Annotated in this window: 9 protein-coding genes and 1 pseudogene; 2 read left to right on the forward strand and 8 right to left on the reverse strand. The window is 35.7% G+C overall.

Annotation, left to right across the window (positions count from 1 at the left end; all coding sequences use genetic code 11):
* Positions 1–19: 19 nt before the first annotated feature.
* Positions 20–2,371 carry an anaerobic ribonucleoside triphosphate reductase gene (locus TX86_RS21465; protein ID WP_042352038.1) on the reverse strand — a complete coding sequence of 784 codons (2,352 nt, stop codon included), beginning with the start codon at positions 2,369–2,371 and terminating at the stop codon, positions 20–22.
* Between the two features lie 241 nt (positions 2,372–2,612).
* Positions 2,613–3,266: a TetR/AcrR family transcriptional regulator gene (locus TX86_RS21470; RefSeq protein ID WP_042352077.1), complete on the reverse strand. Its 654-nt coding sequence runs from the start codon at positions 3,264–3,266 to the stop codon at positions 2,613–2,615.
* Positions 3,267–3,484: 218 nt separating this feature from the next.
* On the opposite strand from TX86_RS21470, the gene TX86_RS21475 reads away from it, so the two are divergent.
* Positions 3,485–5,131 carry an FAD-dependent oxidoreductase gene (locus TX86_RS21475; protein WP_042352040.1) on the forward strand — a complete coding sequence of 549 codons (1,647 nt, stop codon included), beginning with the start codon at positions 3,485–3,487 and terminating at the stop codon, positions 5,129–5,131.
* Between the two features lie 24 nt (positions 5,132–5,155).
* Positions 5,156–5,611, forward strand: coding sequence for an SRPBCC family protein (locus TX86_RS21480; protein ID WP_042352042.1), 456 nt, complete (start codon positions 5,156–5,158; stop codon positions 5,609–5,611).
* A gap of 91 nt (positions 5,612–5,702) precedes the next feature.
* Here TX86_RS21480 and TX86_RS21485 read toward each other — a convergent pair whose 3' ends face one another.
* From TX86_RS21485 to TX86_RS21510, 6 genes and pseudogenes are all read right to left on the reverse strand, one after another.
* Entirely contained in the window at positions 5,703–7,565 is a 1,863-nt protein-coding gene (locus tag TX86_RS21485) for a PTS fructose transporter subunit IIABC (RefSeq protein WP_042352043.1), read from the reverse strand.
* Between the two features lie 22 nt (positions 7,566–7,587).
* Positions 7,588–8,499 carry a 1-phosphofructokinase gene (pfkB, locus tag TX86_RS21490; protein WP_042352045.1) on the reverse strand — a complete coding sequence of 304 codons (912 nt, stop codon included), beginning with the start codon at positions 8,497–8,499 and terminating at the stop codon, positions 7,588–7,590.
* On the reverse strand, positions 8,496–9,248 hold the full coding sequence (locus TX86_RS21495) for a DeoR/GlpR family DNA-binding transcription regulator (protein ID WP_042352078.1): 753 nt from the start codon (positions 9,246–9,248) through the stop codon (positions 8,496–8,498). The genes pfkB and TX86_RS21495 overlap by 4 nt, the downstream gene beginning before the upstream one ends.
* 147 nt (positions 9,249–9,395) lie before the next feature.
* Positions 9,396–10,343, reverse strand: a complete 948-nt coding sequence (gene manA, locus TX86_RS21500) for a mannose-6-phosphate isomerase, class I (RefSeq protein WP_042352047.1) — start codon at positions 10,341–10,343, stop codon at positions 9,396–9,398.
* Between the two features lie 14 nt (positions 10,344–10,357).
* Positions 10,358–12,286 carry a PTS fructose transporter subunit IIABC gene (locus TX86_RS21505; RefSeq protein WP_042352048.1) on the reverse strand — a complete coding sequence of 643 codons (1,929 nt, stop codon included), beginning with the start codon at positions 12,284–12,286 and terminating at the stop codon, positions 10,358–10,360.
* Positions 12,287–12,418: 132 nt separating this feature from the next.
* Positions 12,419–14,394 (reverse strand): annotated as a pseudogene (locus TX86_RS21510) (BglG family transcription antiterminator).
* Positions 14,395–14,539 lie beyond the last annotated feature (145 nt).

Genomic DNA, 14,539 nt, shown 5'->3' on the forward strand with positions numbered 1-14,539 from the left:
TCTGTCGTCTCCTTCACCATTACGTATGTTTCACACGATCCTTAACTTCAGCTTTCTTCGCATTATTAAATCGATCCACGGTTCCAACTAAATAACCAGTAATTCGTCTAATTCTGTCAAATTTCATATCGCCTTCATTTTCATTACGACCGCATGCTGGACAAATTTCTCCTTCAATAACACCGGAATAACCACAGATTGGATCACGATCTACAGGATGATTAATACTACCATACCCAATTCCTAATTCTTTCATCGCACGAATGATACTTTCAAATGCTTCTAAATTATGTGAAGGGTTACCATCCAATTCAATATACGTAATATGTCCAGCATTAGTCAGTTCATGGTATGGAGCTTCTGTTTTGATTTTATCAAATGCATTCAACTTATAATAAACAGGTACATGGAAAGAATTCGTATAATATTCTCGATCTGTAATGCCCTTAATAACACCAAACTTTTCTTTATCAATGGCTGTGAAACGTCCAGAAAGTCCTTCTGCTGGAGTTGCAATTAATGAAAAGTTTAAACCATATTTAGAAGCTGCATCATCCATTCGCTTACGCATATGACCAATGATTTGTAATCCTAGCTCTTGAGACTCAGCACTCTCACCATGATGCTTACCAGTTAGTGCAACTAAACACTCTGCTAAACCAATAAATCCAATTGTTAAAGTTCCTTGTTTAATAACTTCTGATAATTGATCATCCCACTCCAAATTCTCAGAACCCTGCCAAATATGCTGCCCCATTAAGAACGGGAAGTTCTTCACACGTTTATTACCTTGTACTTCCATTCTCTCTAATAACTGTTCAATTACTAAATCAATTTTTTCATCTAGCTCTTCAAAAAATGCTTCCATATTACTTTCTTGTGCATATACCAACCCATGCTTAATACCAAGACGTGGTAAATTAACCGTTGTAAATGAAAGATTTCCTCGCCCACTTACAATTTCAGAGCCACAATTATTTCCTAATACACGTGTGCGGCATCCCATATAAGTCGCTTCTGTCTCTGGTTTACCTTCCACATAATATTCAGCATTAAAAGGTGCATCCAAGAAACTAAAGTTCGGGAATAGGCGTTTAGCTGACACTCGACACGCTAACTGGAATAAATCGTAGTTAGGATCTCCTGGGTTTAGACTAATGCCTTCTTTCACCTTAAAAATTAAAATTGGAAAAATTGGTGTCTCTCCATTTCCTAATCCGCTTTCTAATGAAAGTAATAAATTCTTTGAAATCATTCTTCCTTCAGCAGACGTATCTGTTCCAAAGTTCACGCTCGAAAAAGGCACTTGAGCTCCCGCTCGTGAATGCATCGTATTTAAGTTATGAATAAATGCTTCCATTGCTTGATATGTCTTTTGATTCGTTTCTAATTGTGCTTCTTTATAAGAGAAACTTTGAATTTTATCGACAAGCAGCTCCTCAATCGAGAAACGACTCATTAAGAGCTTTTTCTCCATAGCCTTATAAGTATCTGCCAAAGTTAATTGCAACGGCGTACCGCTTAACGCTTCAGCTTCTTGCACTAATTCTTTTAAGCCGTTCACTTCTTCCAGATTTTCAAAAAGCTGTATCGCCTTACGTAAATGATTAACGTATGACTTTTTGAATGTTTTCTTCACGCCATCAGCTAGACCATAATCAAAGAAAGGAATACTTTGACCTCCGTGCTGGTCATTCTGATTACTTTGAATTGCAATAGCAGCTAGAGCTGCATAGCTAGCAATATCATTTGGCTCACGTAAAAAACCATGCCCCGTTGAAAATCCACCTTTAAAAAGCTTCTTCACATCAATTTGACAGCAAGTTAGAGTACCCATATTTAAGAAATCCATATCATGAATGTGAATATCACCACAATCATGAGCATGCGTATACTCTGGCTTCAAAATATTTGTTTTACAAAATTCCTTTGATACTGTACTTCCATATTGAAGCATGGTACCCATTGCTGTATTCCCATCAATATTAGCATTCTCACGCTTAATATCGGCTGCATCAGCATCTAAAAAAGTAATTTCTTTAATCGAATTCATTAATCTACTTTTGGAATCACGAATTCTGCTTCGCTCTCCACGATATAAAATATATTGCTCACTAGTTTTCACATGACCATTCTTAATTAATGTTCTCACTACTATATCTTGTATATCTTCAACACTAGGAATACTACCCACAAATCGCTCGTTAATAATTGAAATGACTTCATTTGCTAACTCGATTGCGATATGTTGATCTACTTGTTTACCCTCTCTACTAGCTACTTGCTCCGCCGCTAAATAGATAGCATTTGTAATTTTATCCTTCTTAAATAAACTTACTCTACCGTCGCGTTTACATACTTGATCAATCATCTTAATCCCCCTAGGCACCATATATTGATAAAAACACCTAAATAAATACAATATATAGTTTATATGTCAAAAAAAATCCCCTTTAACTCAAGTTAAAGGGCTCAGCCGTCTATAAATCTTAATCTATCAAAATACAAATTCATCGTCAATCTCCGCAAAAAAATATTCTAGTATTGTAAATTAATCTTGCAAAAAAGTTCACTTTTTATTCATTTACTCGTATTTTATTTACCAAAAATATTTACTTTGCACGTAAATAATCCAAAAAAATATTTTTCAAAATCTTATGTTGTTTTTCAAATTCACAACCTGATTCCGTAATAGAAATACTTTGAAAAATCGTTAACTTTCTAGAAAAACTTGCAAATGCATATGTAATAGAGATGAATGCTTCTGTTATTTCAATATCCGTTCGAATCGATCCATCCAATTTTCCCTGTTCTATAATCGCTTCAAAAATTTTAGAGGTTCTATTAATCGCAGCAAAATAATTCTCAATACCTTCTAACGGCTGTTCAGAAAGTGCAGCATAGCTTTCAAAAGCATCTAGTAATCTTGTATGATTTTGAAACTCAGACAAGTTTAACGACATAAAAAAATCAAACATTTGATCAAGCTTTTCTATACAAGGTATGTCTAGATTATTAACCGATTCGAATATAGCAATTTTCTTTTCCATTATATGAACCGCTACAGATACAACTAGCTTCTCTTTTCTAGGAAAGTAACGAAATACAGTAGCTACACCTATCCCCTCTTCATCAGCAATATCTTGCATGGTGGTCTTTTCAAATCCTTTTACTAAAAATAATTTTTCCGCTGTCTCAATAATACTTTTCATTCTTCTATTCCTACCATCAAGACGTTCTTGGGATAACCTTTCGAGAGGATTCATGATTATAACAACTCCTTTGAACATTTCAATTGTAGAGTATGCTAACAAACCACCTCCGAATTGTCAATTTTATGAAAATAGGTGTAGCATTTGGATAATTAAGGATATATAATAGTTTCATAGTCATGATAGTAAGGCTATCACTATGATATTCGTTCTATCACGACAAGAAAAGAAAACGCTTTCTTTAAATCTAATTACGTAAGGGAGAGTAATTTATGCCAGCAAAAAAACCAGCTTCATGGGACTATGAAACCGATGTTGTTGTACTCGGAACAGGTGGTGCTGCCCTTGTCTCAGCCATTTTAGCACATGACAATGGAGCTAATGTTATCATTCTCGAAAAAGCAAATCAAATAGGAGGAACAACAGCTTTCTCTGGTGGAGTTCCTTGGATACCGATGAATCGTTATATGAAAGAAAAAGGGATTGAAGATTCACGAGAACAGGCATTAACATATCTTCAGCGTTTAACAGGCGGCAAAGTACCTAACCCAGCTTTACTTGAAACATTTGTTGATCATGCTCACAAGATGATTGATTATCTCCATGAAAATACTCCATTAAGATTTGCTATTCCAAAAGACTTCACAGAATACTACACTCAAATTCCTGGCACAACAAAAGGCGGACGTTCATTAGACCCAATGCCTTTCTCATTAAATGAATTAGGAGAATGGGCAGATAAACTTCGTAACAACCCTGTATTCCCACCATTAACATTAGAAGAAGGCGGAGCCGTCGGTGGCATTGATTATATGAAAATCGCTGAACGAATGGAAAACAATATTGTTACGATGGGACGTTCATTAATTGCCTCCCTCTTTAAAGCATGTCTTGATAGAGGAATTCAAGCTTTTACGGAAACACCAGGTAAAGAATTGGTTATGAATGATAACGGAGAAGTAATTGGCGTTCGCGCTGAACAGAGTGGACAAAACCTTTTCGTAGGTGCTCGTAAAGGCGTCATTCTGGCAAGCGGTGGCTTCGAGTGGAATCAGGAACTAGTGAAAACATTCTTAAAAGGACATGTTACACATCCCCTATCTCCTAAAGGAAATACAGGAGATGGACTCATTATGGCAATGGAAGCTGGAGCAGCACTCGGAAATATGAGTGAAGCATGGTGGTACCCAGCCATGCAAGACCCAACTATTGAGTATGAAGATGATATTTTGACCATCATAGGAAATGGCCGTGGCGGTAAAAACAGCATTATTGTAAACAAGAATGCCAAACGATTTGTAAATGAAGGTACTTCCTATATGGATATGCCTAAAGCCTTCTACGAATACGATCCAGTTAAACTAGAGTGGCCTAATGAACCACCTGTATGGATGATTTTTGATTCACAATTAAAAAACAGTACTATGGTCGTAACTGTTCTTCCAGAGGACCCTGCTCCTGACTGGATGAATCAAGCAGACACTTTACGTGATTTAGCAATCCAACTCGATCTTGATCCTAATCAATTAGAAGCTACAGTACAACAATTCAATGAATATGCACGTAATGGAGTAGATCCGGATTTCGGTAGAGGAACTTCCAATTTTGAAGACTTTTCAACGAATAATGGTGGAGTTGAAGCAAACTTAGGACCAATCGAGCAAGGCCCTTTCTATGCTATACCTATCTATTACGGTACGCTTGGCACAAACGGTGGTCCTCGCATTAATGAAAACGGACAAGTGATTAGCCTAAGAGGTAAAACAATACCTGGGTTATATGCCGCTGGAAATGCGGCGATGGGCGTATTTGGAGCTACATACCCATCAGCTGGCGGGACAATTGGCCCAGCAATGACATTCGGATATTTAGCTGGTATCGCAATTGGGCAAGAGGAAGCTAGAAGCATTTTATCTTAATATATAGTGAAAGTAGGGATTTGTATGCCAAGTGGTATCCATCAAGTAGAACTTGATTTGTCGATTGAACAAATATGGGATTTTGTAAAAGATATGAATAAATGGGCTCCTCTCGTACCTGGCTATATTACGCATGAAATTCTAACTGAAAAACAATCCACTTGGGAATTCAAAGGTGATATTGGCATTATGAAAAAAAAGGTTCGCCTACAAATTGATATTAAAGAATGGATTGAACCATCTACTGTTACCTTTGATTTAAAAGGTTTGAATGAAAACTTCGGCGGTGACGGCTATTTTAAAGCAGAAATAATTAATGAAAATAAAACGCTTATGACGGGTAGTCTCGATATTACCGCTTCTGGAAAAATGGGACCAATGATTAATGTAATCTTGAAAAAATTTGTTCCGCAAACAGCAACTGAATTAACAGATGCTATTGCAGCAAAAATACAAGAAGTGAATGGTATAAATGTATAAAGAAAACCTAGAATGAATTGGTTTATGAATGAGTATGAGTTGAACATAAAATAAGAAAAAGGTCTCATCAGCATTTGATGAGACCTTTTTCTTACATTTTTTCTTGTACTGGCTTCTTCCAGAAACCAACTAGAACAGCCGTGATAATTGAACCAATCATTAAAGATATAAAGTACATGAATGGGTTTTTAACTGCCCATAATACGAAGATTCCTCCATGAGGAGCTTGAAGTGTACATCCGAAGCATAACGCAAGACCACCAGCAACTGCTGCACCAATTACAGAACTTACAATGACACGAATTGGATCTGCAGCAGCAAATGGAATCGCACCTTCTGTAATGAAAGATGCACCCATGATGTAGTTTGTTTTCCCTGCATCTTTTTCAGCCTTCGTAAATTTGCTCTTAAAGAATGTTGTTGCAAGAGCTAAACCTAGTGGTGGAACCATACCACCAATCATAACTGCTGCTTGAGGAGCATAGTTACCTGCATCAATCATGGCAATACCAAATGTGAAAGCTGCTTTATTGATTGGACCACCCATATCAACTGCCATCATACCCGCTAGGATGATACCAAGAAGTACAATATTTGTACCTGTTAAACCATTTAACCAGTTTGTTAAACCATCCATTAAGAACTTAACAGGTGTATTCACAACGAAAATCATAATAAGACCAGTTAAAAGAATACCGAAGAATGGATATAGTAAAACAGGCTTAATTCCTTCAAATGATTGAGGTAAACCAGCAAAAAGTTTCTTTAAACCAATTACGATATAACCAGCTAAGAAACCAGCTATTAAACCGCCAAGGAAACCAGCTCCACCTGAAGCTGCTAACATACCACCAACTAAACCAGGTGCTAAACCAGGACGATCTGCAATACCCATAGCAATGAAACCAGCAAGAACTGGTACTAATAATGCAAACGCATTACCGCCACCAATAGTATTTAGCGCTTCTGCTAATGTTCCTTCTGCTTTAAATCCACCAATTAAGAATGATAACGCAATTAATAGACCTCCACCAACAACTAAAGGTAGCATGTTCGAAACACCATTCATTAATGGCTTATAGAAATATGATTTTCCACCTTTTGATGATTCATCATTTGAGCTAGATTGACCACTTGCTTTATACACTGGTGCATCTTGATTTACTGCTCTATTTAGTAGCTCTTCTGTTTTTCGAATACCAGCTGCTACAGGCACTTCAATTACGTGTTTACCATCAAAGCGATCCATGTCTACTTTTTTATCAGCCGCTACGATAATTGTTGTAGCTTTAGCGATTTCTTCGTCCGTTAATTTATTTTTAACACCTGTTGAACCGTTCGTTTCAGCTTTAAAAGGAATACCTAATTCTTTTGCCTTCGCTTTTAATGCATCTGCTGCCATATACGTATGAGCAATACCTGTTGGACATGCTGTTACAGCTAGAATTAATTTCTCATCTTCTTTCGTTTCTACAACCGTTTCTTGCTCTCCATCTTCTTCTGACTCTTTACGGTCAATGATAGAGATTACTTCATCTGGTGAAGATGCCCCTAATAATTCTTTACGGAATGCTTCATCCATTAATAGTGAAGATAAGCGTGATAAAGTTTCTAAATGCTCATTATTTGCTCCAGCACTAGCCGCAATCATGAATAATAGATGTGCAGGTTGACCATCTAATGATTCATAATCCACACCTTCAGCAGACTTAGCGAAACAAATCGCTGGGATTTTAACCGCTTCAGTCTTCGCATGAGGAATAGCAATACCTTCACCGATTCCTGTTGTACTTTGTGATTCCCTTTTTAAAATAGCTTCTCTGAAAGCTTCTAAATCATTTAAACGTCCAGCTTCATTTAACTTAGCTGACATTTCATCTATTGCTGCTTCTTTTGAGTTAGCAGCTAAACTAATAATGACTGTATCTTTTTTCAATAAGTCTGTAATTCTCATGATGTTATCATTCCTCGCTGCATTAAAGTTTAGTTATTTGCACTTGATCCAGTAAAGAATCTATTTTTTCTTTTGATGCTAAATCACGACTGAAAGCTGTCGCACTTCCTGTTGCAACGGCATATTTGAAAGCTTTCACGAAATCATTTTCCGTCGTGTATGTTCCAATAAAGCCCGCTACAAGTGAATCACCAGCTCCAACTGAGTTTAATACCTTACCCTTAGGAATCGTCGCTGTATAAGTTGCCTCTTTCGTAAACAATAGAGCACCAGCTCCAGCCATTGAAACAATTACATTCTCTGCACCCATTTCAACTACTTTACGTCCATAAGGAATTACTTCTTCTACCGTTTCAATCTTCGTACCGAATAAATCGCTAAGTTCATGATGATTCGGTTTTACTAAGAATGGCTTATCTTTCAATACTTCAGCTAAAATTTTCCCGCCAGCATCTACAATTACCTTTACTCCTCGTTGACTATATTTAGATGTTAAATCTGAATACAATGTCTTCGGAAGTGAAGGAGGAATACTTCCTGCTAAAATTAATACATCGCCTGCTTCTAGTAGCTCTAGCTTTGCATATAATGTTTGAAGATTTTCTTCAGTTAATGAAGGGCCTTGACCGTTTATTTCTGTTTCTTGTCCCGTCTTCAACTTAATATTGATTCGAGAATCATCGGCAACGTTTACAAAATCATGAGCAATTCCCTCTGCTTCAATAGAGTCTTGAATAAACTTACCCGTAAAACCACCAACAAATCCTAATGCTTTCGTTGGTATACCGATATTGGTTAAAACGCGAGATACATTTATTCCTTTCCCACCTGGAAATTTGCTTTCACGATCAATAACGTTTAAGGCATCTAGCTGAAATTGGTCAACCTCAACGATATAATCGATAGAAGGGTTTAGTGTTACTGTATAAATCATGATGTCACAACCTTCAAGTTTGTTTTTGCTTCAAATTGTTTTTGAATCTCTTTATCTAAATTTGATGTAATAATGACAGCTGCTTCAACATCAGCCACTTTCGCAAAGAAAGTCTCCGTAAATTTCGTTTTATCCACAAGTACATACGATGTTTCCGAAAGACTCATGGCTACTTTTTTTAAAGCTGCTTCTTCAGGATCTGGTGTCGTAAACCCACTTTGAACATTTACACCATTCATTCCGAGAAAGCTTTTATCAAATCTATATTGTTTTAAGTTCTCTAAAGCTACTGAGCCGACAATAGCATTAGTATTTCCCTTAATTTTGCCACCTATTATATATGTCGGTATTTTTGCAACAGTTAATGCTTCAACATGCATTAAACCATTTGTTACAACAACGATATTCTTATCGACTAGAAATGGAAGCATCTCTGCAACAGTGCTCCCAGCATCTAAGTAAATACAATCTCCATCATGGATTAAACTCGCTGCCTTTTCTGCAATCATTTTTTTACCTTGACGGTTTTTGGCTGTTTTATCTTTCATGTTTGGTTCATCAACCTTCGAATAGGGAAGTGTTGCCCCTCCATGAATTCTTCTTAATAAGCCTTTCCCCTCTAAAAGAGCTAAATCTCTTCGAACCGTTGATTCGGAGGACTGTGTATTACTTACAAGCCTTTGCAAGTCTACAACACCATGCTCAGAAAGTAATTCAAGAATGATTTGGTGACGCTCGGTCGTTAACATACTTCCACTTCCTTTGTGAAGAATATCACTAGTATAGAGTAAAATTAAATCATAATCAATCAATTTCATTCAAAAACAATCATAATTATATATAAAAAAACCGCCTTCTTAATATGGCGGTTTTTTTTCATTTATTTTTTCTAGTGATTAAACATGAGATACAATCAGTTCCATATCCCCCATTAGTTTATATTCACCAAAATTATGTGGAAGTAAGAAATGCTCTCCCTTATCTAATTCATATTCACGACTTTTAGAAATAAGCTTTCCATCTCCATCAATTACACTACATAATAAGAATGGATATGACTGTTCAAACGAAGCTTTCCCACTTACTTCATATTTATCTACCGAAAAATATTCATTTGCAACAAATGGTGTTACTATCGTTTCTTCTGTTTGTTCCGTTCCAAATGATAAATTTTCATTAACAAAAGGAACTTGAATAACATCCTTTGACTTTTCTAAATGCAATTCTCTTACATTACCATTAGCATCTTTTCGATTATAATCATACAAACGATAAGTCGTATCAGAATTCTGCTGCGTTTCAAGTACAAGTGTACCTTTACAAAGCGCATGTACCGTTCCACTTGGCACATAGAAGAAGTCACCTTTTTTAATTTTGACGATTCGGAGTAACTCATCCCACTTTTCTTCGTCTACCATTCTTACTAACTCTTCTTGAGATTTAGCATTATGACCGAAAATCAGCTCAGCATCCTCATCACAATCGATAATATACCAACACTCTGTTTTTCCAAGTTCATCTTTTTCGTTCTCTTTCGCATATTGATCATCAGGATGAACTTGTACTGATAAATTATCATTTGCATCCAAAATTTTAGTAAGCAATGGAAAAGTATCTCCCGATAGATTACCAAAAAGGTTACGATGCTCTTTCCACAAATCCGCTAAAGATAACCCTTTGTAAGACCCATTCTTAACAATGCTTGGTCCATTTGGATGAGCAGAAAAAGCCCAACATTCACCTGTCTTACCAGACGGAATATCATATCCAAAAGACGTTAATCTTGTTCCTCCCCAAATTCTTTCTTGAAATACTGGTTCAAAAAATAATGGTTCCACTCTTATTCAACGCCCTTCATTTATGCAATATTCTCTAGTAGTCGATAGGCTTCTTCTTTCTCTTGTACAGCAACTAATTGCTCTCTAAATTCATCATCCATCAATTGTCTAGACAGCATTTGAAGAATTTTCAAGTGCTCATTACCTGCACTGCTTTCTGGAACAGCAATCATAAAGATCAATTTCGCATCAGTTCCATCGAGACTTTTCCAATCTACTCCATCTCTTTTAATACCAAATACGACACTTGGCTTTTTAACTGCTTGAGATTTACCGTGAGGAATTGCAATGTTCATACCTATTCCAGTCGAACCTTCCTTTTCACGGTTAAGAATAGCTTCCTTAAATGCCTCTTTAGAATGTAAAGCTCCAACTTGATCTAATTTACTAATCATTTCATCAATGATTTCTTCTTGAGTAGCCCCCGTTAAATTTGTATCAATTAACTCAAAGCTAGTAATATCTGTTAACTTATTAATTTCTTGTTTCTTTTCTTCTTGTTTTACTTTTATCTCTGTAACATTTTCCTTCATTTCTGGTGCTTTCACTTGCTCAACATCTTTCTTAAGTAGGCTAATCATTACAACTGTTACAAGTGAACCAGCAATAACTGCTACAAAGAACATTAAAACATTGTCTACTGCACCCAGTGCGGCAACAATTGGACCACCATGTGCCACTCTATCTCCTACATTGAAAAGCATCGCAATAACCGAACCAGTCATAGAACCTACGACAATACTTGGAATAACACGAAGTGGATCTTGTGCAGCAAATGGAATTGCTCCTTCCGTAATACCGAACAAGCCCATTGTAAATGCTGCTTTCCCTGCTTCTCTTTCTTGTGCTTCGAATTTACGCTTGTTAATAAATGTAGCAAGCCCTAAACCAATCGGTGGAATACAGATTGCTACAGCGATAGGTCCCATAATTCCATAGTTTCCTTCAACAATCATAGCTGAGCCAAACATAAATGCTACTTTATTGAAAGGACCACCCATATCTACTGCAATCATAGCTCCTAAAATCATAGCTAATAGAATTGAACTTGTACCTTGCATACCTGCTAACCAATCCGTTAACATAACAAACACGTGTGAAATTGGTGCACCAATGAATAAAATAAATGCTAAACCAACAAGAAGTGAACCAAATACCGGAATAATGATAATCGGCATAATAGGCATGATTGCTTTTGGTACTTTAAGCTTCTTAATAGCTAAAACGATATAACCAGCAAGAAAACCAGCGATAATTCCACCTAAGAAACCAGCTCCTGCTTCACTACCATAGAAACTTCCATTTGCGGCAATATATCCTCCAACCATACCCGGTACTAAACCAGGCTTATCAGCAATACTAAATGCGATATAACCTGCTAATATTGGAACCATGAAGGAGAATGCTGCCCCACCAATGTTATTGATTGTATGCCATATAGAATCTTCTGGTATAACAATTCCACCAGGTGTATTTTCTCCACCAAGTGCAAGAGAAATGGCTACTAACAGTCCACCTACGACAATGAACGGAACCATATAAGAAACCCCATTCATTAAGTGACGATAGATTGCATTTACAACGCCTGATTTCCCGTTTGATTCTTGAGGATTGTCAGAACTAGCTTCTGATTCCTTATATACAGATACCTTACCATCTTCGAATTGCTTAAATAATGATTCTGGCTTTCGAATTCCATCTTGAACGCCTACAACAAGTAATCGCTTCCCTTTAAAACGTCCTTTATCTACTTTTCGATCTGCTGCAATAATGATTCCATCTGCTTCACGGATTTCTTGAGCTGTTAACTGATTTTCGACGCCGACACCACCTTGCGTCTCTACTTTCATTTCGATTCCCAACTTGTCAGCTGCTTTTTGAAGATTTTCAGCGGCCATATATGTATGAGCAATACCATTGGGACATGAAGTAATAGCTAATAATTTCATATCTCTTTCCTCCTCCAGTATTTGTAATCGTTTTCATTTCTTATTTATTACTATACTAGAATAACGAAAATAAATAGCTTTGATTTTTACCGTAGCTTCCGGAAAAAAGAGATTTTATATCATCTAAAAGAACTAGAACTGTCCATCATTTATCCACATGCTGTTTAATTTATTTAAAAAAGTCATTGGATCGGTTTCTTTAATCAATGCTTGAATATGTTCTGGTTGCTCACTTAAATAAGATAATTCCTGAAATAATTGTTTGATTTCATTCTGATTTTCATGATTTACTGCCATCATAAATAGAAGCGATACTTTTTCCGCCCCCCATACAATAGGTTCCTTTAATGTTGCAATAACAACAGCTGGCTGAATCACCAATTTAGGATTACCGTGAGGGATTGCTATACCTGCACCTATAGTAGTTGCTGACATTTTTTCTCTCATAACCGCATTAGCAATATACTCTTCTTCAACATACCCTTTCTTATAAAGGGAAGTTGCTAAGTCTTCAATCAACTTATAAGGATGCTTTGGTTCCATTTGTAAAAATACTAAAAACGGATTCGAATATTTCATAAAACTAGACTGGTTTAATTGCTTCTTAGAAGGATTAGTCAACTGTTTAATAAAATCTTTCAATTTATTCTCTTCTACTGCTTCTAATAATGGAGATACAACTATATGAGGAATGTCCATTTCTTGCAATTTAATGGTTGAAATAACAAAATCAACTTCATGACGTGATAAATAGGCTTTTAAGTCATCTTTTGAAATACAATCTTGAATATCTATGGATGGAAAATTTCGATCAATCTTTGTTCTCAATAATTGAGACATGCCTATTCCCATATGACAAACAACAACAGCTTTTTTTAATATGCCTTTATTTTTTTCATACCGTTCAACAGATGCTTGAAAATGTAGAGTAAGATACGCAGCTTCTTCTTCAGGTATTTGTAAAGGAAGCCTCTTACTTACTTCATCTAAAGCAGAAATAACAGTATTAAACATATACGGATACATATTCTTTATTTCTTTTAACATCGGATTTGTAACGACCAAACCATAATTCAATCGATTCAGAGTAGTATATAAATGTACCTTTAATCCATCTATTAGCGCATGATCTTTAGCGAAATCTATCGCATGTAAATCCGACATATGTTCAACTAAATAGTTCATCAAATCAGTAAGAATAATATTATTCTCTGTAAAATCATCCTCTTCGACTAATGAAACACTTTGTCGATAACGGAATTTACCACCCAATATATGTAGTGCTAAATAAAGGATTTCATCCTCTGGAAAACGAATCGCAAAGAATGATTCTAATTTTTTCAGAAAATCAATTGTCCATTTATATTCTTTCTTGTCATGTAGCCGAAACTCTTTCGTTTCATACATAGCAATAGGCTGATTTAATTTTACTCTCTTAATCATAAACAACGTATGAACAAGTAGACCTTCAAAAGATTGGTCGGTGAAAAATAAAGAATGACGCCTCTGCAAGATTTTTAACTCTGTTGTTACTATTTCAATTTCATGTGCAGAGAATTGCCTCGCAATAAATTGTTTTGTTAGCTCTTGATTACTAGTTAGTTCTGAGAGTCTTGCTAATGCTTTTCTTTTATTACCTTCTGTACCTTCAATACTTAATCCAATTTTTTGTTTAGAAACAAGTGTTAATCCTAATGTTTCAAGCCACTCCCCTATTACATCCAAATTTTTTTTATCATAGCTCTGTTTACAAAATATTGAGAAGAAAATTCATTGGCAGAAATAGCTTTCGTACTCATTAATAGCTTATATGCGATTTGTAGAGTTCTCTCTTCATCAGAAATATACGGAGAAATTTCATTTACTGACTGAAGTTGATTATATAAATAGGCTTTCTCATAATCATCAATTTGTAACTGTACACCTAATCCTGGCTTTCTTATTAATGAAGCATTTGAATGTATAGAAAGGTATTCTTCTAATTTCTTAAAGTCATTACGGATCGTTTTCTCTGAACAACCTACCTTTTCTGCAAAATCATTCACGATAAAATATTGTTGAGGATTTGTTAGTAAGATGCGCAATATATCTTGTTGTCTTGTATTCATAAATTACTCCTTCCTCAAATAGTAAAACAGTATATTGTTACTCCTTTCACATAAATTTATATAAGTCATCTTCATTATTATATAAATACTCCCTATTCATAAAAATAGTAATATTAACCACTATGTAGTACCCTTAAATATAAAC

It is taken from the genome of Bacillus massiliigorillae, from assembly GCF_000380245.2.
GTDB lineage: Bacteria > Bacillota > Bacilli > Bacillales > DSM-1321 > Bacillus_AD > Bacillus_AD massiliigorillae.

Coding starts and splice junctions, on each gene's coding strand:
- TX86_RS21465 (WP_042352038.1), bottom strand. CDS start 2,371: ATGATTGATCAAGTATGTAAACGCGACGGTAGAGTAAGTTTATTTAAG.
- TX86_RS21470 (WP_042352077.1), bottom strand. CDS start 3,266: ATGAATCCTCTCGAAAGGTTATCCCAAGAACGTCTTGATGGTAGGAAT.
- TX86_RS21475 (WP_042352040.1), top strand. CDS start 3,485: ATGCCAGCAAAAAAACCAGCTTCATGGGACTATGAAACCGATGTTGTT.
- TX86_RS21480 (WP_042352042.1), top strand. CDS start 5,156: ATGCCAAGTGGTATCCATCAAGTAGAACTTGATTTGTCGATTGAACAA.
- TX86_RS21485 (WP_042352043.1), bottom strand. CDS start 7,565: ATGAGAATTACAGACTTATTGAAAAAAGATACAGTCATTATTAGTTTA.
- pfkB (WP_042352045.1), bottom strand. CDS start 8,499: ATGATTTATACAGTAACACTAAACCCTTCTATCGATTATATCGTTGAG.
- TX86_RS21495 (WP_042352078.1), bottom strand. CDS start 9,248: ATGTTAACGACCGAGCGTCACCAAATCATTCTTGAATTACTTTCTGAG.
- TX86_RS21505 (WP_042352048.1), bottom strand. CDS start 12,286: ATGAAATTATTAGCTATTACTTCATGTCCCAATGGTATTGCTCATACA.